Annotated in this window: 24 protein-coding genes; 11 read left to right on the top strand and 13 right to left on the bottom strand. The window is 29.9% G+C overall.

Going from position 1 to position 22,599, the window contains the following annotated elements; translation table 11 throughout:
- The first annotated feature begins 28 nt into the window (after nt 1-28).
- Nucleotides 29-1,153, top strand: coding sequence for a type IV pilus twitching motility protein PilT (locus tag ABIK75_01610; GenBank protein ID MEO0089793.1), 1,125 nt, complete (start codon nt 29-31; stop codon nt 1,151-1,153).
- The gene (locus tag ABIK75_01605) at nt 1,140-1,904 is read left to right on the top strand and encodes a prepilin peptidase (GenBank protein ID MEO0089792.1); all 765 of its coding nucleotides are present in this window, start codon (nt 1,140-1,142) and stop codon (nt 1,902-1,904) included. Before ABIK75_01610 ends, ABIK75_01605 begins: the two co-directional genes overlap by 14 nt.
- On the opposite strand, the gene ABIK75_01600 is transcribed toward ABIK75_01605, so the two are convergent.
- Nucleotides 1,894-2,325 carry a hypothetical protein gene (locus ABIK75_01600; GenBank protein ID MEO0089791.1) on the bottom strand — a complete coding sequence of 144 codons (432 nt, stop codon included), beginning with the start codon at nt 2,323-2,325 and terminating at the stop codon, nt 1,894-1,896. The two genes, ABIK75_01605 and ABIK75_01600, sit on opposite strands and share 11 nt — an antisense overlap.
- A 354-nt stretch (nt 2,326-2,679) precedes the next feature.
- On the opposite strand from ABIK75_01600, the gene ABIK75_01595 reads away from it, so the two are divergent.
- Both ABIK75_01595 and ABIK75_01590 read left to right on the top strand, forming a co-directional pair.
- A complete protein-coding gene (locus tag ABIK75_01595) occupies nt 2,680-3,438 on the top strand; it encodes a YebC/PmpR family DNA-binding transcriptional regulator (GenBank protein MEO0089790.1) in 759 nt (252 codons plus the stop codon).
- A 155-nt stretch (nt 3,439-3,593) separates the two neighbouring features.
- A complete protein-coding gene (locus ABIK75_01590; protein MEO0089789.1) occupies nt 3,594-4,901 on the top strand; it encodes a hypothetical protein in 1,308 nt (435 codons plus the stop codon).
- Nucleotide 4,902: 1 nt separating this feature from the next.
- Here ABIK75_01590 and ABIK75_01585 read toward each other — a convergent pair whose 3' ends face one another.
- Genes ABIK75_01585 through ABIK75_01575 form a run of 3 tightly spaced genes read right to left on the bottom strand, consistent with a single transcriptional unit; the run spans nt 4,903 to nt 6,648 of the window.
- Nucleotides 4,903-5,301, bottom strand: coding sequence for an EamA family transporter (locus ABIK75_01585; protein ID MEO0089788.1), 399 nt, complete (start codon nt 5,299-5,301; stop codon nt 4,903-4,905).
- A 2-nt stretch (nt 5,302-5,303) separates the two neighbouring features.
- Nucleotides 5,304-6,239, bottom strand: coding sequence for an ATP-binding protein (locus ABIK75_01580; GenBank protein ID MEO0089787.1), 936 nt, complete (start codon nt 6,237-6,239; stop codon nt 5,304-5,306).
- Between the two features lie 16 nt (nt 6,240-6,255).
- Complete coding sequence (locus ABIK75_01575) at nt 6,256-6,648, bottom strand: hypothetical protein (GenBank protein MEO0089786.1); 393 nt, start codon at nt 6,646-6,648, stop codon at nt 6,256-6,258.
- Nucleotides 6,649-6,741: 93 nt separating this feature from the next.
- Between ABIK75_01575 and ABIK75_01570 the strand changes: the two genes are divergently transcribed.
- The 5 genes from ABIK75_01570 to truD all read left to right on the top strand — a co-directional run bounded on the left by ABIK75_01570 (nt 6,742) and on the right by truD (nt 12,398).
- Entirely contained in the window at nt 6,742-7,578 is an 837-nt protein-coding gene (locus ABIK75_01570; GenBank protein ID MEO0089785.1) for a lipoyl synthase, read from the top strand.
- Nucleotides 7,579-8,360: 782 nt separating this feature from the next.
- Nucleotides 8,361-8,915: a Fe-S-containing hydro-lyase gene (locus ABIK75_01565; protein MEO0089784.1), complete on the top strand. Its 555-nt coding sequence runs from the start codon at nt 8,361-8,363 to the stop codon at nt 8,913-8,915.
- A 14-nt stretch (nt 8,916-8,929) separates the two neighbouring features.
- A complete protein-coding gene (locus ABIK75_01560; GenBank protein ID MEO0089783.1) occupies nt 8,930-9,601 on the top strand; it encodes a 4Fe-4S dicluster domain-containing protein in 672 nt (223 codons plus the stop codon).
- A 20-nt stretch (nt 9,602-9,621) separates the two neighbouring features.
- Nucleotides 9,622-11,253 carry an FAD-dependent oxidoreductase gene (locus ABIK75_01555; protein MEO0089782.1) on the top strand — a complete coding sequence of 544 codons (1,632 nt, stop codon included), beginning with the start codon at nt 9,622-9,624 and terminating at the stop codon, nt 11,251-11,253.
- Complete coding sequence (gene truD / locus ABIK75_01550) at nt 11,217-12,398, top strand: tRNA pseudouridine(13) synthase TruD (protein MEO0089781.1); 1,182 nt, start codon at nt 11,217-11,219, stop codon at nt 12,396-12,398. Before ABIK75_01555 ends, truD begins: the two co-directional genes overlap by 37 nt.
- Nucleotides 12,399-12,401: 3 nt before the next feature.
- Here the strand turns inward: truD and ABIK75_01545 are convergent, their stop codons facing one another.
- From ABIK75_01545 to ABIK75_01530, 4 genes are all read right to left on the bottom strand, one after another.
- On the bottom strand, nt 12,402-12,887 hold the full coding sequence (locus ABIK75_01545) for a metallophosphoesterase (GenBank protein ID MEO0089780.1): 486 nt from the start codon (nt 12,885-12,887) through the stop codon (nt 12,402-12,404).
- Nucleotides 12,880-14,280, bottom strand: coding sequence for a transglutaminase-like domain-containing protein (locus ABIK75_01540; protein ID MEO0089779.1), 1,401 nt, complete (start codon nt 14,278-14,280; stop codon nt 12,880-12,882). Before ABIK75_01540 ends, ABIK75_01545 begins: the two co-directional genes overlap by 8 nt.
- A gap of 33 nt (nt 14,281-14,313) precedes the next feature.
- Nucleotides 14,314-15,429: a PilT/PilU family type 4a pilus ATPase gene (locus ABIK75_01535; GenBank protein ID MEO0089778.1), complete on the bottom strand. Its 1,116-nt coding sequence runs from the start codon at nt 15,427-15,429 to the stop codon at nt 14,314-14,316.
- 316 nt (nt 15,430-15,745) lie between these two features.
- The gene (locus ABIK75_01530) at nt 15,746-16,000 is read right to left on the bottom strand and encodes a hypothetical protein (protein ID MEO0089777.1); all 255 of its coding nucleotides are present in this window, start codon (nt 15,998-16,000) and stop codon (nt 15,746-15,748) included.
- 14 nt (nt 16,001-16,014) lie between these two features.
- Between ABIK75_01530 and ABIK75_01525 the strand changes: the two genes are divergently transcribed.
- Both ABIK75_01525 and ABIK75_01520 read left to right on the top strand, forming a co-directional pair.
- Nucleotides 16,015-16,173: a hypothetical protein gene (locus ABIK75_01525; GenBank protein ID MEO0089776.1), complete on the top strand. Its 159-nt coding sequence runs from the start codon at nt 16,015-16,017 to the stop codon at nt 16,171-16,173.
- Nucleotides 16,139-16,546 (top strand): integrase core domain-containing protein, encoded by a 408-nt coding sequence (locus ABIK75_01520; protein ID MEO0089775.1) that lies wholly within the window; start codon nt 16,139-16,141, stop codon nt 16,544-16,546. Before ABIK75_01525 ends, ABIK75_01520 begins: the two co-directional genes overlap by 35 nt.
- Nucleotides 16,547-16,832: 286 nt before the next feature.
- Here ABIK75_01520 and ABIK75_01515 read toward each other — a convergent pair whose 3' ends face one another.
- Genes ABIK75_01515 through rpsU form a run of 5 tightly spaced genes read right to left on the bottom strand, consistent with a single transcriptional unit; the run spans nt 16,833 to nt 22,599 of the window.
- Entirely contained in the window at nt 16,833-17,138 is a 306-nt protein-coding gene (locus tag ABIK75_01515; GenBank protein ID MEO0089774.1) for a DUF721 domain-containing protein, read from the bottom strand.
- Nucleotides 17,139-18,728 (bottom strand): sigma-70 family RNA polymerase sigma factor, encoded by a 1,590-nt coding sequence (locus tag ABIK75_01510; GenBank protein MEO0089773.1) that lies wholly within the window; start codon nt 18,726-18,728, stop codon nt 17,139-17,141.
- Nucleotides 18,725-20,392 carry a DNA primase gene (dnaG, locus tag ABIK75_01505; GenBank protein ID MEO0089772.1) on the bottom strand — a complete coding sequence of 556 codons (1,668 nt, stop codon included), beginning with the start codon at nt 20,390-20,392 and terminating at the stop codon, nt 18,725-18,727. Before dnaG ends, ABIK75_01510 begins: the two co-directional genes overlap by 4 nt.
- On the bottom strand, nt 20,370-22,406 hold the full coding sequence (locus tag ABIK75_01500) for a hypothetical protein (protein ID MEO0089771.1): 2,037 nt from the start codon (nt 22,404-22,406) through the stop codon (nt 20,370-20,372). Before ABIK75_01500 ends, dnaG begins: the two co-directional genes overlap by 23 nt.
- 1 nt (nt 22,407) lies before the next feature.
- On the bottom strand, nt 22,408-22,599 hold the full coding sequence (gene rpsU / locus ABIK75_01495; GenBank protein MEO0089770.1) for a 30S ribosomal protein S21: 192 nt from the start codon (nt 22,597-22,599) through the stop codon (nt 22,408-22,410).

Below are 22,599 nucleotides of genomic sequence, written 5' to 3'. Positions count from 1 at the left end.
TTCACTTCAATAATTTAGTTTTAATTAAATGGAAAAAAAAGAAGAGAAATATGTTAAGAAAATTGATGAATTATTGAAATATGCAGCTGCTTATGGGGCGTCAGATTTACATATTACCGCTAATAATCCACCAATAATTAGAGTAAATGGCGAATTAAAAAGAATTCCTGGACCTCCTTTAAAAAAAGAAGATACAAAAGAAATAATTTATTCAATTTTGAATAAAGAACAGATTGAAACGTTGGAAAAAAAAAGAGAACTTGATTTTTCCTATACTTGGGGAGAAGCTACCGAGGGGATGAGATTGGAGTATGTGAGCAAAGATCGAATCCGAGCACGGGTAAATGTTTTTTTGGATATGAATGGTATTGGTGCTGCCTTTCGGATTATTCCGGCAAGAATAAGAACTTTGGAAGAACTACCGGCTCCACCGATAGTTGCTGAATTGGTGAGAAAAAAGAGAGGATTAATTTTGGTTACGGGTCCCACTGGATGTGGTAAATCTACCACCTTGGCGAGTATGATTGATTTGTTGGACAGGGAAAAGGCTTTAAGGATAATTACCATTGAAGATCCGATAGAATATGTTTTTAAAGGAAGAAACTGTTTAATAAGCCAGAGAGAGATAGGGGTTCACTCTCGTTCTTTTGTTTCGGCTTTAAGAGCATGTCTACGAGAAGACCCGGATGTGATTTTAATTGGCGAAATGCGAGATTTGGAAACAATTTCTTTAGCGCTTACTGCTGCCGAGACTGGTCATTTGGTCCTTTCTACTCTTCATACTAATAATGTCGCAGAGACTGTCGATCGGGTAATTGATGTTTTTCCTGCCGAACAACAAAATTTTATTAGGCACATTTTTGCTAACGTAATTGTTGGTATTATTTCTCAAATTTTGGTTCCCAGAAAGGAAGGCGGAAGAGCAGCAGCAATGGAAATTTTGGTTGGCACACCAGCAATAAAAAATCTTATTAGAGAAAATAAGTCTTATCAGATTCCTTCTTTGGTGCAAACTGGTACCGAATTTGGAATGCAAACTTTAGATCAATCTCTGATTAAACTTTATCAACAAGGGATAATTACTCGGGAAACTTTGTTTGAATATTGTAACGATGAAAAATTTGTTAGGAGTGTTTTGAGTGGCGGTTTTTAATAAAATTTTTGCCTTTGTCATTGGGTTAGTCTTCGGTAGTTTTTTTAATGTTTTAATTTATCGAACTCCCAGAGGGATTTCTATTATAAAACCGAGTTCCTTTTGCCCTTTTTGTCAAAAAAAAATAAAGTTTTATGATAATATTCCTTTAATAAGTTTTCTTCTCTTAGGTGGTAAATGCCGTTGTTGTAAAAGATCAATTTCTTTTCGCTACCCAATTGTCGAATTGTTAACTGGTTTCATTTTTCTATTTAGTTACGAAAGGCATAATTTTTCTTTTAAAACTATTTTGCTAATATTCTTGTTTAGCGCTTTATTAATAATATTTTTTATTGATTGGGAATTTCAAATAATTCCTGATTGGCTAAATTATCCAGGAATATTGTTTGGTTTTTTGTTTAATATTGATAAATTCCCCTTATTTTCTTTGTACGGAATCGTTGTCGGAGCGGGTTTTTTATTTCTTTTGAGATTAATATGGCTATTATTAAGAAAAAAAGAAGCGATAGGGGGTGGCGATATAAAAATGGCTGGTTTTTTAGGTAGTTATTTTGGTTATAAAAATGTGCTTTTTATTATATTTTGTGGAGCTATTTTAGGATTGGTTGTTTCTTTATTCTTATTAATACTTAAAAAGAGGAGTATAAAAGATTATATTCCCTTTGGAAGCTTTTTAGCAGTGAGTACAGTTTTAAATTTTTTGTTTGGTGAGTACCTTTTTTATTGGTATATAAATCTTTTTAAAAGATAATTCTTTTTTTCTCTAATTTAAATTTACCTTCTATTTCGCTATATTCCAAGAAAGAATCAATTTTAATATTTTTACAAAGTTGACGAATTTTAAACTCATAACCTTTAGGATAAAAAAGAGCAAAATGAGAAGAGAGATAAGAGAAATTTTTCCATTCCTCTGCCTCTTGTTCATTTAAAGTAGAAATGGTTTCTACTTCAGCAATCATAATTATTTTTTCATTTCTTAAATCAATTACTACCAGATCAGGATAATAATAATTACCATTGTTGGCGCTGTATATCCCTCGATGCTTATCAGGATGATTGGCATAAGTTTTTAAATAAGGATACTTTTCATTAGGATATCGATAAACTGTTTGTTTTAAACAAAGGATTAATTTATCATGGATTACTAATTCTTCATAAGGCCTCTCTGCCATCTTTAAAATATGAGTTAAAAGAAAGTTTTTGTCAATAATTAGAGGGAAGTAACTAATTAATAAAATGCGGTATCGTTAGATAGGTTAAATAAATTTATTAATTAAAATTTTTAATTTCTGATTGTTTCAAATCAATTTTAAATTTTTATAAGTGATATAAATTAGAGATTTAAAAAAATCTACCCTTTGGGTAGTATCTACTATCTTGGCGGTAGAGGAATTAGTGTTTGAGTCGATTATTTTATTAATAGCGAAAAATAGAAAAATCAAAATTTTAGAAGGTTTTTTTAAATATTTAATAAATTGACAATTATTAAATTTGTTTTATAATATTTATAGAAAAACGGAGGAATTATGGCTGGCCATTCTAAATGGGCACAAATAAAACATAAGAAGGCTAAGGTGGATCAACAGAGAGGTAAGTTATTTTCTAAATTAGCAAGAGAAATAACCACGGCGGCGCGATTAGGAGGGGGGAATCCTGATTTCAATCCTCGCTTAAGAATGGCGATCGAGGCAGCAAAAGAGGCGAATATGCCCAGTGAGAATATTGAAAGAGCTATAAAAAGAGGAACCGGTGAACTTCCTGGAGTAGTTTATGAAGAGATCGAATTTGAAGGTTACGGTCCAGAGGGAGTAGCAATTATTGTTAAGACTCTTACTGATAATCGCAATCGAACAGTTAATGATATTCGGCATATTTTTTCTAAATACGGTGGTAATCTAGGCCAAGCAGGTTCGGTATCTTGGCAATTTAGACCTAAAGGAGTAATTATGGTAAGTAAAGAAAAAGTAGATGAAGAAACAATTTTTAATATTGCTTTGGAAGCAGGGGCGGAGGATATAAAAGTCGATGAAAGTTCTTATCAAATAATTACTTCTTTAGAAGATTTTTCCAAAGTAAAAGAAAGGTTAAAGGAAAATAATGTTCCTATTGACCACGCAGAATTAACAAAATTACCCTTAACTACCGTAACAATAACTGATGAAAAAGTGGCGGAAAAGATATTAAAATTGATTTCCGCAATTGAAGAATTAGAAGAAGTTCAACAGGTTTATTCCAATTTTGATATTAACGAAAATATTTTAGAAAAATTTGCCGCCAAAGAATAGGGGTTAAGATTTTAAAGATTTCCAAATTATCTTTTGATTTTAAATTAAAATTATGTAGTACTATATTTTTATTTTTAATTTTAATACTATTACCACTTTTTTTAAACCTTCAGTACCGATATTTAGGAAAAAGTGTAAATATCACTTATCGCAGGATGTTTCAATATTTTATTATCTCCCAATCGCCCCCCTATTTTTTATCGGAAACACCAAAACCTTTAATGGCTTTTTTCTGTTATCTTTTTTCTTCTTTTATTAATTATCTCATTATCTCTTTTTTAATTTCGTTAGGTTTTTTTTATTTTTTAAAAATTAGTGAAAAATTTTCTAATTCTTTCTTTGCTGGTTTTTTGGCTTTCCTTTACTCTCTTTTTTTCTTTGAAGATAGTTGGCAAAATCTTTTAAGCGTGTATTGGGTGTTTTTATATATTCCAATAATGATTATTTCTCTCTATTATTTCTTGATAAAAGATTATTTAAAATACGGAGTATTAAATCTTATTGCTGGTTTAATAAGACCGGATGCTTGGTTTATCGCTTTTATCTTTTTATTACCGGTATTTTTTTGGAAAGAAAAAAAATCGTTATTTTTATTTTTGCCCTTTTTAGCTCCTGTTGTTTGGCTTTTTTTTGATTATCGTGCTTTTTCTACCCCCTTTTATTCTTTTATTATAACTGCTCGTTATCCAATTATTACGGGAATTCCTCTTGTAAAACCACAAAATTTTTTTCCAATAGTTTTTAAAGATCTTAGCAGTCAAACAGGCTGGTTATTTCTGATAATCTGTTTCTTGGCAATAATTTCAACAATATATCATTGTCGAAATAATCTTGAAAGTTATTTGATTTTATTGGCGGCAATTTTTTCGCCCTTTGTCTTTTATTTTCTTCTTTCCTTTCGTGGCGGAGTTTTACCAATGAGAAGATTCTTTTTACTATCTTTGTTTTTTTTGAGTTTCTTTTTATTCCAAACTTTTGATATCTTTTTTAAGAAGAAAAATATTAAATTTTTATTACCGATAATTTTGTTTTTACTCCTTTTTTTCATAAATCCACCAATTGATAAGATAGAGAATATCAAATGGAATTTAAAAGATGAAGAAGATAAAATGATAGCAATCGAAAATTCTATTCCCGTAATAAAAAATTATTTATTAACTTTAAAACCGAAATATTTAATTATACCCTTTAGAAGAAAAGTTATTTTTGAATATTATCTTTCAAAATCAGAGATAAGTAATAATTTAGAAAGTTTTCGAGAAATTATTGCTTTAAAGAAAAATATAAAAGATTACGAAAATTCTTTAGTATTTTATTTGTTAAAAGATTTTGCCGGTGTCGAAACGTTTTTTGATTTTCTTTCTCAATTTCGTGTTCATACGTTAGAAGAAGAGAATCTTATGTTTGAACCAATATTTTCTCATCCTTGGTATCGAGTTTATTTCCTTAAAAAGATTGAATAACTTAACTGCTAAGAAGATAGATTGCTATCAAACTAAAAATAAAACCTAAAAGATGTTTGAGGGTTATTGGTTCCCTGAGAAAAATATAGCCTAAAATCACGGGAAAAACGATATAAAGTGAAGTTATTGGAAAGACTACTGAAGCTTCACCTTTGTTTAAAGCAAAGTAAAAACCGATTGTCCCAATACCGGCAACTAGACCATTTATCAAAGAATAGAAGGAAAATTTATTAATCGGCAAAGGAAATTTAAAAATAAAAAAGCAGAGGAAAATTACTGTACCCACATTAGAAAAAAAAGATAGAGGAAAGGGAGGATAAAATTTCCCTAATAATTTAGTACCAAATCCCCAAAGTCCCCAACCAAGTAAAGTAACTAAACAATATATTCGACAATCCATGATTAGATATACTCAATAGTTGAAGGTGGTTTGTCAGTAATATCGTATAAAACTTTTACACAAGAAGGAATTTCTTTAATTAATTCATCACGGATTTTTAATAATAACTTATAAGGCAGTCTTTTGGCTTTAGCCGATAAAGCATCCTTAGATTCAACAGAACGAATGACAATGATGTCACCTAATACCCTCTGATAATCTTTAATTCCAGTGGCTTTGTCACTTAATAACACTGGAAAGGTTTGAAAACTTTTAACTCTTTCTGTTAATCTTTCAACAATTTCGGTTGCTTTTCTAACAATTTCTACTCTTTCTTCAGTTACTTCACCAAGTACGCGACAAAGCAATCCCGGTCCCGGAAAAGGTTTTCTTTGGTAAACTTCTTTTGATAATCCTAATCGCTTTGCTACTCTTCTTACTTCTGGTTTTAATAAATCTTTTAATGGTTCAATTATTTTTAAACCATATTTTTGTGGATTTATTCCAATTTGGGATAAGACGTTATGCTGAGTTTTTATTTTTGCTTCCGTTTCAATAATATCTGCCTTGATAGTTCCTTGCGCTAAAAACTCTGCCTTTTCTTCATTTATTATTTCTTGAAAAATTTTATAAAAAGTTTCTCGAAAGGCAATTCTTTTTTCTTCGGGATCTGTTAACCCCTTTAAGGCTTTAAAAAAATTTTCAACTCGATGATATATTTTTACTTTAATACCGAATTTCCTTAATTCTTCACAAACAAATTTGTCTTCATCTTTTCTCATTAAACCATCATTAATGAAGACAGCAATTAAGTTGTCACCAACTGCTTTGTGTACAAGGACAGCCGTGGTCATCGAATCGACACCGCCAGAAACAGCGCAAATTATTTTTTTATCACCAACAATATTTTTTATTTCATTAATTTTTTGATAAATAAATTTGACGACATTTTTTAGCATAAGTAATTATAGTAAACTAATAAGAAATATCAAATTTGGGAAACCGGCCAGATACCGCAAAGAAACGGTTTTTTTCATCCATTAAAATCAAAATATATTTTCCTTTTTGTTTACTTAAAGAAGCCGGAGAAGGAAAAATCCATAAGAATTGTTTATATTCGTCTGGTTTGATTTCTAAAATTTTATGATTAGCACAACGAAGAGTTAAATTTTCTATTTTAAGAATAATATCTTTGAGAATAAATCTTTTTTTACCGCCATTATATACTCCCACCAATGCCTGATAAGAACTTTGGTAATCAGGAATTTCTACAATAATCTGATGTCGGTAATCAGTTTTGGGAGAAAAATAATAAAGTTTATTTACCGTAATTTTAATTTTTGGTTTAGAAAAAAATAAGAAAAGCATCCTTATATAAAAGATAATTAAAATTTATAAAATGTCAAGAATTAAGAATTTCTCTTAATTTGATTTTTTTCTTAAAAGTTTTATAATTTTTTTATGGAATCCTATTTTGCTAAGTTATCTTCTTTACCAGGAGGAGAGGATTACGTTTTTTTGAAGAGTATTTTAAAAAAATATAATTTACACACTGTTTGTGAAAATGCCAAGTGTCCAAATTTAGGAGAATGTTTTAGTAAAAGATCTTTAACTTTTCTGATTTTGGGAAATATTTGTACAAGGAGGTGTGTTTTTTGTGGTGTGCCCAAAGGAGTTCCCGAAAGGGTTTCGGAAGATGAACCAAAAAGAGTTGCTTTAGCAGTTAAAGAGCTTTCTCTTAATTATTGCGTAATAACTTCTGTTACTCGTGACGATTTAGAAGATTACGGCGCCGAAATTTTTGTTAAAACAATTGAAGAGATAAGAAAAATATCATCGAATACTTTAATCGAAGTATTGATACCTGATTTTATGGGTGAATTAGAGGCACTTAAAAAAGTGGTTTTAAGAAGACCTAACGTTTTGGCACATAACATTGAAACTACCAAGAGATTAACAAAAATTATTAGGGATAAAAAAGCTGATTACTTTCGTTCTTTATGGATTTTAAAAAAGGCGAAAGAATTAGATAATAGAATTATTACTAAAAGTGGTTTTATGGTCGGTTTAGGGGAAGAAGAAGAAGAAATTTATGAAACTCTGCTTGATCTAAAAAAAGCCGATGTGGATATAGTTACTATTGGTCAATATTTGATGCCTTCAAGAAGTAACTATCCGGTGAAAAAATATTATAGAGAAGAAGATTTTAAAAAATTTGTTGAATGGGGTAAGAAGATTGGGATAAAGAAAATTATTAGCGGAATCAAAGTAAGAAGTTCCTATCTGGCCGGCATTTAATTTCTGGCCAACCAAAACATCGTTGTTAAATAAGTAATTGTCTGTTAAAAGCAAAATTAAATTATAAAGAAGACTTAATAATTCTAATATCGCAAAAATTATGCTATTTATGAAAAGGTAATCATAAAAGAATCAATTGCTATGGTAATTAACAGAAAATTATGATAGTTTCGTAAAATTATATTTACTACTATTTTTCAAATTATTTTGATAGAAATTGTTAAAATATAAGATTAGTAATTATAAATTATTTTTAATAATTTTTCTTAAATAAAAACCTATATAGTATTCTATACTGCTCCCTATTTAAAAAGGGATAAAATCCCTTTGTTCAATAAGAATGAAGCCTAAAAATAGGTAAGTGAGAAATTTAATTAATTATTGGACTGGAGGCGCCTTTCTTTCACTAACTACCTCCATCTTAGAGTTATTTTCAATAAAACTATCTTAACTGAACTTTCAATAATTGTTGCCATTTTAATCTTATTATCTTTAATTTTATTTATTTTGTGGTATTCACCAGAGGATAAATAGTTAATTTTTCCCGTATATAATATATACGTAAAAGAAGGCAAAAAGGTTACCATTTTTTAACTATTTAATAAAGGAGCTGTTGTTAAAAAAGTGTTTACATATTTAGAAATGATAATATAATAATATACTATCATGTTTAATAGTTAGATTGTTTTCAATTTTAAAAGTATCTTCTAATATAAACATTTTATTTTCATTGAAATTTATTTTATAAATTATTATAATTTAATTTTAAGTAGGAGGAAATGATGGAAGTAAAAAGAATTGTAACTCCGCTAACCGATGAAATAGTGGAAAATTTGAAGGCAGGGGATCAGGTTTTAATAAACGGAGTTATCTATTCCGCAAGAGATTTAGCCCATAAGAGATTGGTAGAAGCGATCGAAAAAAAAGAAAAGTTACCTTTTGAATTAAAAGGAGCAATAATTTATTATGTAGGTCCTGCGCCGGCAAAACCAGGCTATCCTATTGGTCCAGCAGGTCCAACCACCTCCGGAAGGATGGATCCTTATACACCAATTTTATTGGCCAATGGTTTAAAAGGAATGATAGGAAAAGGCAATAGGAGCGAAGCAGTAAAAAAAGCAATGATGCAGTATAAAGGAGTTTATTTTGGTGCGATTGGAGGTGTCGCGGCTTTAACGATGAAGAAAATAAAGAGTGCCAAAATAATTGCTTATGAAGATTTAGGTCCGGAGGCAATTTCCGAATTAGTAGTGGAAGATTTTCCGGTAATTGTGATTAATGATATTTATGGTAATGACTTGTATGAAATGGGTGTTAAAAAGTATGCTAAAGCATAAATAAAGTTAAAAATATGAAAGAAGTAAAAATTTATATAATGGGAAAAGAGTATTTGGTACCCGAAGGTTTAACAATTATGCGAGCATTAGAATACTGCGGATTTCTTTTGATTCGTGGTGCAGGATGTCGCGGTGGTTTTTGTGGCGCTTGTTCGACTGTCTATCGTAAGAAAGATTCTTTTCGTTTAAAAGTTGGTTTAGCTTGTCAGACCACTGTGGAAGACGGAATGTATTTAGCTCAAATTCCTTTCTATCCTGCTAACAAAGCACTTTATAATCTCGAAGAATTGGATTATGATACTCAAATCTTTATAAAATACTATCCTGAAATTTTAAGATGTATTTCCTGTGGTAGTTGTAATCGAGTCTGTCCGCAAGATTTAAAAGTTATGGAATACGTGAATGCAGCAATAAGGGGAGATGTTAAAAAAGTTGCTGAATTATCTTTTGATTGTATTATGTGTGGTTTATGTGCCTCTCGTTGTCCAGCGGAAATTGTGCAATATTACGTGGGCCTTTTAGGAAGAAGGATTTATGGTCGATTAATTCAAAGAAAAGCAAAAGATTTAGAAAAAAGAATAAAGGAAATTGAGGATGGGAAATTTGAGAAGGATTTACAAGAATTGATGAAGATGCCTGTCGAAAAGTTGAAAGAACTATATGAGAAAAGAGAGATTGAGCCTTAATATAATTAAGGAGGTATTCAATGTATTTTGATTATATGAAAGAGTCAATAAAAAAAGTAGAAAGTACTCGGGAGAGAAGAAGAAAGGAGATTTTCCCTAAATTAAAAGCAGAAGAAAAGCAAGAACTTTTAAAAAACTATCATCCTGATTATAAACCGGGAACAGTCCGAGAGATTAAAGTGGGAGTAAATAAAGGAGATTTGGTTGTTAATGAAATTGCTGATATTTTAGAAAGTTATTCTTATTTAAATCCAGAAAATTTTAAATTAGAAAATATTGATTATGATGTGGATATTTTAATTATTGGTGGCGGAGGAGCGGGTGTGGCAGCAGCGTTATCTGCCTATGAATACACAAAAAATATCCTTTTAGTTACTAAATTAAGAATTGGTGATGCTAATACTACAATGGCGCAGGGAGGTATCCAAGCAGCCGATAAGGAGAATGATTCCCCGGCTATTCATTATTTAGATGTGATTGGTGGCGGAGGATATAAAAATATTCCTAAGTTGGTTTACACTTTAGTTACCGATGGTCCCAAAATTATCAAATGGTTAGAAGATTTAGGAGTAATGTTTGATAAAAAAGAAGATGGTAGTATGATTACTATTCACGGTGGTGGTACTTCTCGAAAGAGAATGCATACTTGTAAAGATTATACCGGAATGGAGATAATGCGGGTAATTAGAGACGAATTTTTAAATAAAAAAATTAATTTCTTAGAATTTACTTGTGCGATTGAACTATTAACTGATGAAGATGGAAAATGCTGTGGCGCTGTTTTGTTAAATTTGGAAAATGGCAAATTAATCATTGTTAAAAGTAAAGTAACAATTTTGGCAACTGGTGGTGCCGGTAGATTACATGTCCAAGGATTTCCTACCTCTAATCATTATGGAGCAACTGCTGATGGCTTGGTATTAGCCTATCGAGCTGGTGCCAAATTTATCTATCTTGATACGATCCAGTATCATCCCACGGGTGTGGCTTTTCCTGAGCAAATGTTAGGACAATTGATTACTGAAAAGGTACGAAGTTTAGGTGCCCAGTTAGTAAATTGTGATGGTGAACAGTTTATTTATTCATTAGAAACTAGAGATGTAGTCTCTTCGGCAATAATTAGAGAATGTTTGCGAGGAAAAGGTATAAAAACACCTGGCGGTTATTATGGTGTGTGGCTTGATACTCCTTTAATTGAAATCCTTCAAGGCGAAGGCACAATTGAAAAAGAATTGCCTGCAATGTTTCGTCAATTTTTACGTTTTGGGATTGATATGAGGAAAGAGCCGGTGTTAACTTACCCAACGCAACACTATCAGAATGGTGGGATTTTAATTGATGAAAATTGTGAGACAAATGTTTTGGGGTTATTAGTTTGTGGGGAAGTAAGTGGTGGAGTTCACGGCAGAAACCGTTTAATGGGGAATTCCTTATTAGATATATTAGTATTTGGTAAAAGAGCAGGTAAAAGGGCTGGTGAAATTTTTAAAGAATTACCACCAATTAAGAAATTAACTTTGAACCATTTAATTACCTATCATAAAGAATTGAAAGAAAACGGTGTAGATGAGAAGAGGAAGTCACCCAAGATTTTACCTGATTATCGGAAAGAAGAATTTCAACAAAAATTTCCTTTTTTGGTAAACCTATAAAAGTAAAAGTAAAACCAGAAGATTTTTTTGTTAAAGAAATTGTAAATTTATCTTTACAAGAAAAAGGAGAATATGCAGTTTATTTATTAGAAAAGAAAAATTTTAATACGCTAGATGTTATCTATATTTTACAAAAGAAATATAAATTTGATAAAATCTATCGTTTAGGGTTAAAAGACCGGTATTCTTATGCTTTTCAATATTTAGCTTCTAACACAGTAGAGAAAGAAACGATAAAAGAAAAAAATTTTTCTTTAACTCTCTTAGGTTTTTTAGATAGACCCCTAAAAAAAGAGGATTTATTAGGAAATTATTTTCAAATTACTATCAGAGATTTAAAAAAAGAAGAAGGAGAAAGAATGATTGATAATTTTTGGGAAGCAAGGATTAATGGTTTACCAAATTTTTATGACGAACAGAGAATGGGGAGTGCACGGCACAAACAAGGATTTATTGCTTGTTATTTAATAAAAAAGAATTATGAAAAGGCTTTGAAACTTTTTCTTGCTACTCCTTCTTCTTTTGACGAAAGTAAAATTAAAAAATTAAAAAAATTTTTGAGAGAAAATTGGGGAAAATGGGAGGAAGCAAAAAATTTGGCAATTCGGGAGTATTTGCCAGTTATAAATTATCTAATAAATAATCCAACAGACTATAAAGGAGCTATTAAAAAAATTCCTTTAGAACTTCTGAAAATTTTTGTTAATGCTTATCAGGCTTATATTTGGAACGAAACCTTAAATTTGTATCTAAAAAATCTGTCTATTTCGATTTTTCCTGTAAGATACAGTTTTGGTGAATTATATTTTTATAAAACTTTACCAGCTTCCTTTAAAGAAAAATTATTAAATCTCTTTATTCCAGCACCTTCTCCCAAAATAAAAGAAAAAAACGAAATTATTAATATTATGGAAGAAGTTCTAAAAAAAGATGGGTTTTCTTTAAAAGACCTTAAAATAAAATTGAGCATCCGTGGCCTCTATTTCAAGCCTTATTTAAGAAAAGCAATAATTTTACCTACCCAAATGAAGACCAGTGATTTATTGCCTGATGAGTTATATAAGGGAAAATATAAAATTATTTTAAATTTTATATTACCAGCTGGTTCCTATGCAACAATTCTCATCAAAAGATTGACAATCTAAATTCTAAATTTCTAAGATATCAATTTTATTTTCTTTAGTATCAAGTATAGCGATTGTTGCTTTGCCAGTTAAGAGACCACAGGCTTCACCGGGATTCACATAAAGTATGTCATCTTCTTTTTTAATTTCGTATCGATGGGTGTGTCCGTAGATCACATAATCAGTATTTTTTACATCTTCTTTCTTTAATTTGTGAAAAACAAGGAACTTTTTGCCATTTAAAAATAATTCTAAAGGTGCTTCGGTAAGCAAAAAGTTATTTTCTTTTGCTACTTTTAATAAGCCATCTTTTTCTCCATCACAATTTCCAAAAACAGCATAAAATTTAGCCTGAAGATTGCCAAATTCTTTTAAAGTGAAAGGTGCAACAAAATCGCCACAATGAATTACACCGATTAAGTTATGTTGGTTAAATATTTCTATCGCTCTTTTTACTTTTTCTATGTGATCGTGGGTATCAGAAATTATTCCTAACAGGCATTTATTCATACTCAAAAGATAAAATTTTTACTTTAATATTACCAACAATATTTAGGACTTTTACTTGTTCTTCCACATCGCCCACTTTTAAAATTAAGTGAGCCGAAGAGGCAGGAAATTCGCCGAAGGTGGGATCGCAAGAAATCCATTCATTAAGAAAAACTTGATTCCACGCATGATAATAAAAACCATTACCAGCGTAAACTAATCCCACTACTACTCTCGTGGGAATTCCTAGGCTTCGACAAAGGGCAGCATATAAAGTAGCATGCTCGTTACAGTCCCCTTCTAAATTTTTTAAAATTTCAATTGCCGAAGGATAAGATGTAGTTGCTTTCTTTTTAAGGTTGTGGAAAACCCAAAATAGAATTCTTTCTGCTTGGGCTTTTGGTTCAGAAAGATTTTGAGTAATCTCTATTGCTTTCTTTTTGATAAGAGGATGGGTAGATTGAATTATCGGTGTGGGTTCAAGATAAATTTTTTCTTTTTCGGAGATTTTTAACTGTTTAATTTCTTCTAATTTTGGTTTTGTAATTTTAATTATTAATGGTTTTTTACTGATTATCTTTTGATTAGGAAGATCTAAATCTAAATATTCAAAAGAATCAATTCCTTGAATTTCTAATTTTAAAGATTTAATTTTATTCGGTTCAGGTAGAAAGGTATCAATCGGAATAGAAAAGAAAGAAAGAATATCTAAAAAATCTTTATTCCATTCAGCCATTGCTTTTTGTGGTGATTCCTTGATACCAATAATTCCTCCAGGAGAGACTTCTTTTAATAAATTCCCTAGGGAATCTAAATAATAAAAAGATTTCACATTGGCCATTTCAATTTCATAAACAAATGAAGAATAGATTGTATCATTTATAATCACAGTATCTTTTCTTTGAAATTTTATTTCCGCTGGTAAAATAGAAAAGAGAGTAAAATCTAAAATATTTCCTTTCCAATTTTTTAGATTTTGTGTAATGATTAAATAAGGCAACACACTAATCGGATAAGTATTGGGAGGAAGGGTTAAATAATGTTTTATAACTTCTGAACCAGTTTGCATAAGATAATAAAGGGTATCTTTTTTAACTTTGCCATTTATTTTTAAAATATTCTTGCCAGAAATTTGTTCAGATTCAATGATTTTTAAATTTAATTTGAAATTAGTGATAAAAGAAGTATTTGCAATGACTTCTTTTAATTGATTTCCTACTTTTAATTTTAATTTGATTCTATTATAAAATTTTATTAAAGTATCACCTCTATTGATTTTTAGTAAAGAGTAACCAATCTTTGTCTCATTTAAATAATAACTTAACCAGTTTTCCGTATTTTTTAAAAAAACACCTTTCTTTTGACAACAAAAAAGTAAGATATAAATAAATAAAATCTCTTTTTTTCTTATCATATATTCTGATACTCTGTTTTTTGCTTTAAATATTTATGAACGATGCCTTCTACTGCCGTATTCGATTAATTCTCTGAGGGCTTTGGGGTCAAAGGCATTCTGCATTGCTGTTTCGTAAGTAATTTTTCCCATTTTGTAAAGTTCGGCAAGATAAGCATCAAAAGTAATACTTCCTTCAGCCGAAGCTGTTTGAATTGCTGAAGGAAGATGTTCGATTTTCTTTTCTCTGATTAAATTCCTAACTGCCGGTGTTGCCATCATTATTTCAAAGCAAGCAATTCTTCCTTTTCCTTCTGCTCTTAAAAGTAATCTTTGAGAAAATACTGCTAATAAAGAAATTGAGAATTGTATTCTAATTTGATCACGGATTTCTGGCGGGAAGATATCGATAAACCGCGTTACCGTTTCGGTAGCATTAGTGGTATGCAAAGTTCCAATTACCAAATGTCCCGATTCAGCGGCCCAAACAGTAGCTTCAGCAGTTGCTAAATCTCTAATCTCACCTACCAGAATTACATTAGGGTTGGATCGTAATCCTTTCATTATTGCCTCACGGAAAGAAGAAACATCCACACCCACTTCTCTTTGGGTAATAATTCCTGCTTTATGGTCATGAACAAATTCTATTGGGTCTTCAATCGTTAAAACATGGCGAGGAGAATTTAAAATATAATCAATGAAACACGCTTGAGTGGTTGATTTTCCTGAACCGGTAGGTCCAGTTACTAATATCAGACCGTGAGGCCGATCTAATAACGCTTTAATTTTAGGAACGAGATGGGGAAGAAAGCCAATTTCTTCAAAACTCATAATATGTTTAGGAATTAAACGAAGAGCAAGACCAAAAAATCCTTTCTGTTTATAAATTGCCACACGAAATCTACCGTGTTCACCAAAATCTAAACCAAAGTCACCACCACCCCCGTCATTAATTTGTGCTCTCAAATGTTTAGCATGCTGAGCAGCAATATCTTTAAATTTTTCGGTCATTTCCGGAGTTAAAACCGGTTCTCCTTCAATAGGATAAAGTTTACCATCAATTCTTAAAGTCGGAGGTCGTCCTACTGTGAGGTGAAGATCAGAAGCTTTTCTTCGGACACATTCCATTAATAATTTGTTAAAATATTCTTCTACATTTTCTACTTTCATAATTATTTTTACTAAATATTTTTACTTACTATCTTAATTATAACCCAAAAATTTTTATAAGTCAATGATCAAAAAAGTAATTGTGGTAAGACATGGTTACCAGGTTAATAAGGGTATTGAGGTAGAAGATGTGTTGAAATTATTCAATAAGTTTCTTAAAATAATAGGCGTCCCAAGAAGAATTAAGAAAATAAAGAAATTAAAAAGGGACGCCTATGGTTCCATACAAAAGTAAAAAGTAAAAATGATAGAAGAATACAACAAAGGTAAAAATATAAGCCAAATCAGTAGAAAATACAGAGTCTCCTGAAATACCCTAAGAAAATGGATAAAAAAGATACAAAGAAAAAGGAGAAGATAGTCTTAAAGAACTCACAAGAAAGCCACATAATTCACCTAAAAGAATTCCTAAAGAAATCCAAGAGAAAATACTGGAATTATATAAGAAAACTAATTGGGAAAAAAGGATTGCTTTGAAACTTAATTTAAACGAATGGAGAGTAAAGAAATGTCTTTCGGGTAAAATAGGAGAAAGAAAAAAGAAAAGAAAGAAAAAGATTTTATTCAGCATCTTGGAGTTATGAAATGAAAAAACCTTTTACCTATGTTCAAGTAGATACCAAAGATATTTTGGATAAGGGAACATTAGGAACTGAATTATGCCGAATATTTTCTCTTCTTAAACTACCAATATACCAATGGAAATTTTGTGAAAGTATTTCCAGATTTAGATTTATTTCCTAATAGTTATAATTTAAATCAGGAGAACGGCTTTCTTTTTGTTGGGTTGGTAATGATGTGGCTAAGATGTTGGGGAATAGATAAAGAAGTATTTTGGCAGGAGGATTGGGGTAAGGAATTTGGCGGTGATGATCCTCATAAATTGAGATTAATTAATGAGAGGCGGTATAAAATTTATGGTGCTGTTTTAGGAAAGGCACCAAAAGGAAGGAAAGGATATCAAGGAAGGGTAGAAAGGTCGCATAAAACCGATGACGAAGAATTTTATATTCCTTTGATACCAACTTTTAAAAATTGCTCCCATTTTCTTAAAGAAACACAGAAATGGCAGATATATTATAATACCAAAAGACCCCATTTTTGGCTATTGTATTAATAATTTAACTCCATTAGAAAAGCTTAAATCTTTAGGATTAACTCATCTAAATGAAAATTTTGCTAATTTTTCCGGTTATTATTTTAGATTATTATGCTCCTGATTATTGTCACTTTATGGCTAGTAACGATGTTTTAACCAATTACACGAATAGCGATAAATTATTTTAAAGATAAAATTCTTAAAAAATTTTTACTAAAAAACAATGACTTAATTAATTGTTATTTTTTGATTTTTAGGATAACAAAATTAGAAATTAAACAGAAGATAATCCAAAATTTAAAAATTATTTATGACGAATTAAAATTTTTATATCCTTTATTATTTTAAACCCCATTTTTTCATTAATTTTATTAATTAACTCTTCTTTAAGGTAATTTAATTCTGTTTTCCATTCAGCCGAAGGAGTTTGGAGGTAAAGGATATTATCTTTGACATCAATAGGTTTTATTCGAGGATAAAAATTTTCGCCAACAATCTCTTTCCATTTAAATACCACTTCTTTTTCTATCAATTTTTCCCACAGTCCTAGTTTTCTAAGAACTTCGGGTAAAATTTCCTTTAGGGAAGTTAATTTTTCCGTTTTTTTCATTTATTTTTCTAGTAGTTCTTTCAAAAAAGAAAATTCTTTTAAAATTGCTGGATGGCGTAATTTTTTTAAGGCCTTAGCTTCAATCTGTCTCACTCTTTCACGCGTAATATTAAAGATTTGGCCAACCTCTTCCAAAGTTTTTTGAATACCGTCACCAATGCCAAAGCGGAGTTTTAAAATTTTTTCTTCTCTTTTTGATAAATAGGTTTGTAGTATTTTTTCTAATTTTTCGTTTAACAGAGAAATACCAGCTTTTCTTGCTGGAGAAGTAGTTTTTTCGTCTGCTATAAAGTCACCGATGAAACCAGATTCTTCGTCATCTATTGGTTTATCTAAAGAAACGCCATGCTGAACAATTTTTTGGTATCGTTCAATCTTTTCTTTGCTTATTCCTAATCGTTGAGCGATTTCACTATCCGTGGGTTCTCGGCCAAATTTTTGTAAAAATTTTTGGCGAGCGTGAGTAATTTTGTTAATCGCATCTTGAATATGAGATGGAATTCTAACTGTTTTAGATTGTTCTGCCAAAGCTCGAGTAATCGCTTGTTTTATCCACCAGGTAGCATAGGTAGAAAATTTATATCCCTTTTTATAATTAAATTTTTCAACTGCCTTTATTAAACCTACATTTCCTTCTTCCACTAAATCGGAAAATTCTAAACCGCGATTAGCATATTTTTTAGCAATAGAAACAACTAAACGAACATTGCCATTTATCATTTTATCGCGAGCAAAAAGAATTTTATTTTGACACTTTTCAATATTTTGCCATGTTTCGACTACCTTTTCATAATTTTGATTAAAAAAATCTTCGTATTCTTTTAACTTTTCTTTAAGATTTTTAATTTCATTTTTATCTTTGGTAACCTTCAATTGATTCATAACAGTTTCCATTTCATTCATCTTGAGACGAAACTCTTCAACAAATTCATTGATGACAGAATGTTGTAAACTTAAATTTTGAATTCTTCTTAAGATGCTTTTCTTTTTCTCTTGTATTTTCTTTAATACCGCAGGTGTAGGTTTTTTTTCATAAAGCTCTCTAAGAACATTAATTAATTTTTTTAAAGTTTTTATCCGACGAATAAATTGTTGTTTTTTGTGAGACATTGCTCGGCGATTGATAAGATATTCATATTCTACTCGCACAATTTGTTCCAATTCTTTTTCTCCCTTTTCTACCAATTCACAAAGTTCTATTAATCTTTCCACCAGAGGCAAACTGTTAAATAAATAGAAAGTAATTTCCCGATAACCTTCTTCCATCATTTTTGAATATTTAATTTCTTCTTCTTTAGTTAGGAGAGGTAATTTTGATAAATCACGAAAATAAAATTTAGTAGCGCTTTCGAAAGGTTCAATAGTTACTTTTTTGGGTTTTCTTAACGCGATCTCCGGAGTTTCCTCTTCGATAATTTCGATACCCATTTTATTAAGGTTTAATAAAATTTCCTCCACTTCTTCGGCAGTATTTAATTCTTCCGGAAGTAGCATATTCAATTGGTCGTACGTTAATTTTTTATTTTTATACTTTAAAATTTCATTGTAAAATTTTTCTAAAAGAGCCTTTTTGTTTTTGCTAGCGTTCATTTTTCTCCTTTGATTAATTTTTTTTTAATTTCATAAATTTTTTTCAAAATTCTTTCGTCAGTTTCTCCCCGTGCACATTTTTCTAAATAATAATGATAAAGATACTTACTTACTAAATCTTTAAAATCTTTTTCTTTTATACCGATGATTAATTCCGGAGGTAAGAAGGAAATCAATGTGAGTCTTTTTTTAAGCTCTGGATTTTTAATTTCATCAAAGATTAAACCAATAGACATTTTTTCTTGGTTATTAAAATTTTTAATTATCTTGATAATTTCTTGAACTTCTTCAGGAAAATCTTCCTTGGCATATTCGTTTTCCACAATCCATAAATATTGAGGGTAATTAATTAACACATTTATAATTTGATTTTTTAAATCTCTTAAAAGATTAGAAATCTCTTCATATTTAAAAAGAAAAGTACTCTTTATTTCTTTAATACCTAAATCCACTTTCTTGTAATTAAAAATTTCACTTATTTTATTTAAATATAGCTCTTTTAGCATCGAATCGCAAGTAAAATTTATTACTTCTAAAAGTTGTTTTAAAACTTTTCTTTTTTCGGAAATTGTTTGGGGGTTTAAGATTTTCAGATAAAAATCGATCAAATCATAAGGTTTTTTGATTATCTTTTCAAATTCTTCTAATCCTTTTTCATTAATGTACTTATCGGGATCATAACCTTCGGGAATAAAAGCCACCAAGGGATTGAGGCCGGTTTTTAAAGAAATTTCAATTGCTCTCTTGGTGGCTTCTCGACCAGCATTATCACCATCGAATAAAATAATTATTTCTTCATTATATTTTTTTAATAATCTCGCTTGATCAATTGTAAAACCAGTACCTAAAGGCGCTACCAAATTTTTAATTCCTTTATCGAAAAGAGATAGTAAATCAAAATAACCTTCTACTAAAATTGGTTGATTCTTAGTTAAAAATTCTTTAGTTTGATAAAGGCCGTAAAGATTTTCTCCCTTTTTAAAGATTAACGTTTCTGGCGAATTAAGGTATTTTGGTTCAGTTTTCTCGTCTAATGCCCGACCCCCAAAACCTACAATCCTTCCTTGATGATTAAAAATAGGGAATACGATACGGTTTGACAACCATTCGCGGAGTTCGCCTTCTTTTCGGTAGGCTATTCCACTTTCGAGTAATAATTCTTCTGGATAACCTTTTTTTTGAAGCACTCTAATCAATAGATTGCCCATAGGAGCATAACCTAATTGAAATTTTTTGATGGTTTCTAAAGATAACTTTCTTTGTTCTATAACATAATTAAGAGCCAAAGAGTGAGTGAAAAGCTGTTCTTGATAAAAATTACTCGCTAAGTTAAGAATTTCGTAAATTTCTTTTTGTTTCGTATCTTTTTTTTCTTCTTCAAAGATACTTATTCCTAATTTTTCAGCTAAAAACTTTACTGCTTCCGAAAATTCTATTTTTTCATATTTCATCACAAAATGGAGAACGTTGCCGCTCTCCTTGCAACCAAAACAATGAAATAATTGTTGGGAAGGATTTATATAAAAAGATGGTTTAGTATCATTATGGAAAGGACATAATGCTCGATAATATCGCCCAACTTTCTTTAAAGGAAGATAGGAGCTTATTAATTCAACGATGTCACAATTTTCTAAAATTTTTTCAACAATCTCTCTTTTGGACATCTTCCTCTACCAATTTTATTTCGGTTTTAGGTACAATGAATACAAATTTTTCGGCTATAACTTTTAATAGATTATCTTTAATTTCAATAATTTTACCAACTTGTTTCAATTTTTCAATATACACTTTGGTACCTACTTTTAACTCTTGATCCTCTAAAGGAGATAAAAAAAGCTTCTTTTCCTCTTGAATTTCTGATAAACTAGTTTCAACAAATTTTTTCGCTTCTTTTATTGTTTCTTTTTCTTCAATTTTAATTTTTTTTATAAAATTTTCAATTTCTTTGCGAGCATTCAAAAAAAATTTTTCTTTTTCTTTCAAAAATTTTTTAATATAATCTTTAGAAATTATTTCTAATTCCTTATTTTTTCTTTCGTATTCTTTAATTAATTCTTCAACTCTTTCTTCTTTCTTTTTTAACTCTTTTATTTTTTGTTCATATTCCGCACTTTTTTTACTTAATTCTTCTAATTTTGTTTTCAATATGAAAAAATCAGATTTTAAATATCGGCTAGCTCTTTCAATAATTTCTTTTTTTATTCCAACGGTTTGGGCAATTTTTAAAGCGCTAGATTCTCCTGGTATTCCGATGATGAGACGGTAAGTAGGTTTTTCTTTATATTCCATAGCTGCGTTTAAAAAATTTAATGAATTATGGGCAAAAATTTTCAATCGGAATGAATGAGTAGTAACAAAAACAAAAACATTTCTTCGGGATAATTCTTCTAATATTGCCATCGCTAACGCATCACCTTCCTCCGGGGCTGTATCTCTTCCTAATTCATCCAATAAAATTAAGGAGTTTTCATCTGCTTTTTCAAGAAAATTTTTTACTTTTGTAATATGAGCATGGAATGAAGAGACGCCTTTTTCTAATGATTGTTCGTCGCCAATATCCGCAAAAATTTTTTTAAAAAGCGGAATTTTGGTATTTATTCCTACCGGAGGAAATATTCCTGATTGGGCTAAAAGAGAAATTATGCCAATTGTTTTTAAAACTACAGTTTTACCACCAGCATTGGGTCCAGAGATTAAAAGAATTTTTATATTCTCTGGTAATTGAAAAGAAAGAGGAACAACCTCTTTCTTTATTTTCACTAAAAGTGGATGACGAGCATCATTTATTTGAAATTCATAATTATTAGAAAATTCAACTTTTTGGCAACGATACTCCTCAACAAATTTTGCTTTAGCATTTAAAAAATCTAAATAGGCAATAGTTTCACAAGTTTTCTTAATATCAGAATATATTTTGATTATTTCTTGAGTAAGGTTTTTTAAAATTTTTTTCTTTTCCTCCTCTAATTGGCAATTAGCTTTTATTAGTAAATTATTTTCTTCAACAATTTCTATAGGTTCACAAAAAGCAGTTTTTTCGGTTTCGGAATAATCGTGAATAATTCCGGGAAATTTGCCAATGGAATCAGCCTTTATTGGCAAAACGTATCTTTCTCCTGATAAGGTATAATTATTAATTGTTAAAAAATTTGATTTTTCTTTAATTATTTTCTTTAGTTTGTTAACAATTTTTTCTCGTAAATTTTTTATTTCTTCAAAGATTTCGGAAAATTTTGGAGAAGCTTCATATTTGATTTCTCCATTTTCATCAATTTTTTCTTCAATTAAAGAAATTAATTGTTGATAGTCCTTTAAATTGTTAAGATAAAAAGAAAAGGATAAAGGAGCATTTTTAAAGGGAAAATACTTTTTCAGTTTTTCTACATCTTTTAAAAAATTTTTAATTAAAACTAAAGTTTTTCCATCAAAATAATGTTCTTTTTTTAATTTTTCATTTAAAAAATCTGCCAGATTAAAAAAATGTTTATAAGAAGGTTTTTCTTTTAAAGAAAGATAATATTCTAAATGACAAAATTCTCTTTTGATTATTTCTATTTCTGAAAAAGGCGAAAGATTTAAAGTCAGTTCTCTCCCCATAGAAGTTTCACAGTATTCGGCAATTAAATTAAGAACCTTCTGATATTCTAAATTATGAAGAGTATCTTTATCGCAAATCACTTTACATTTGTTGCATCTTTTTGCGCCATCTTCTAATTGCTTCCGCCAGGCGTTTCTTTCTTCGTTCGCTGGGCTTTTCATAATATTCTTTTCTTTTGATGTCTTGTAAAATCCCAGCTTTTTCTACTGCCCGACGGAAACGACGAATAAAGCTTTCAAAAGGTTCGCCGTCTCTTACTTCAATCTTGGTCAT

The organism is candidate division WOR-3 bacterium, from assembly GCA_039801725.1.
GTDB lineage: Bacteria > Hydrothermota > Tepidihabitantia > Tepidihabitantales > DTDR01 > DTDR01.
The sequence above is the reverse complement of the archived record's forward strand: the minus strand, read 5'-3'. Positions and strand labels throughout refer to the sequence as shown.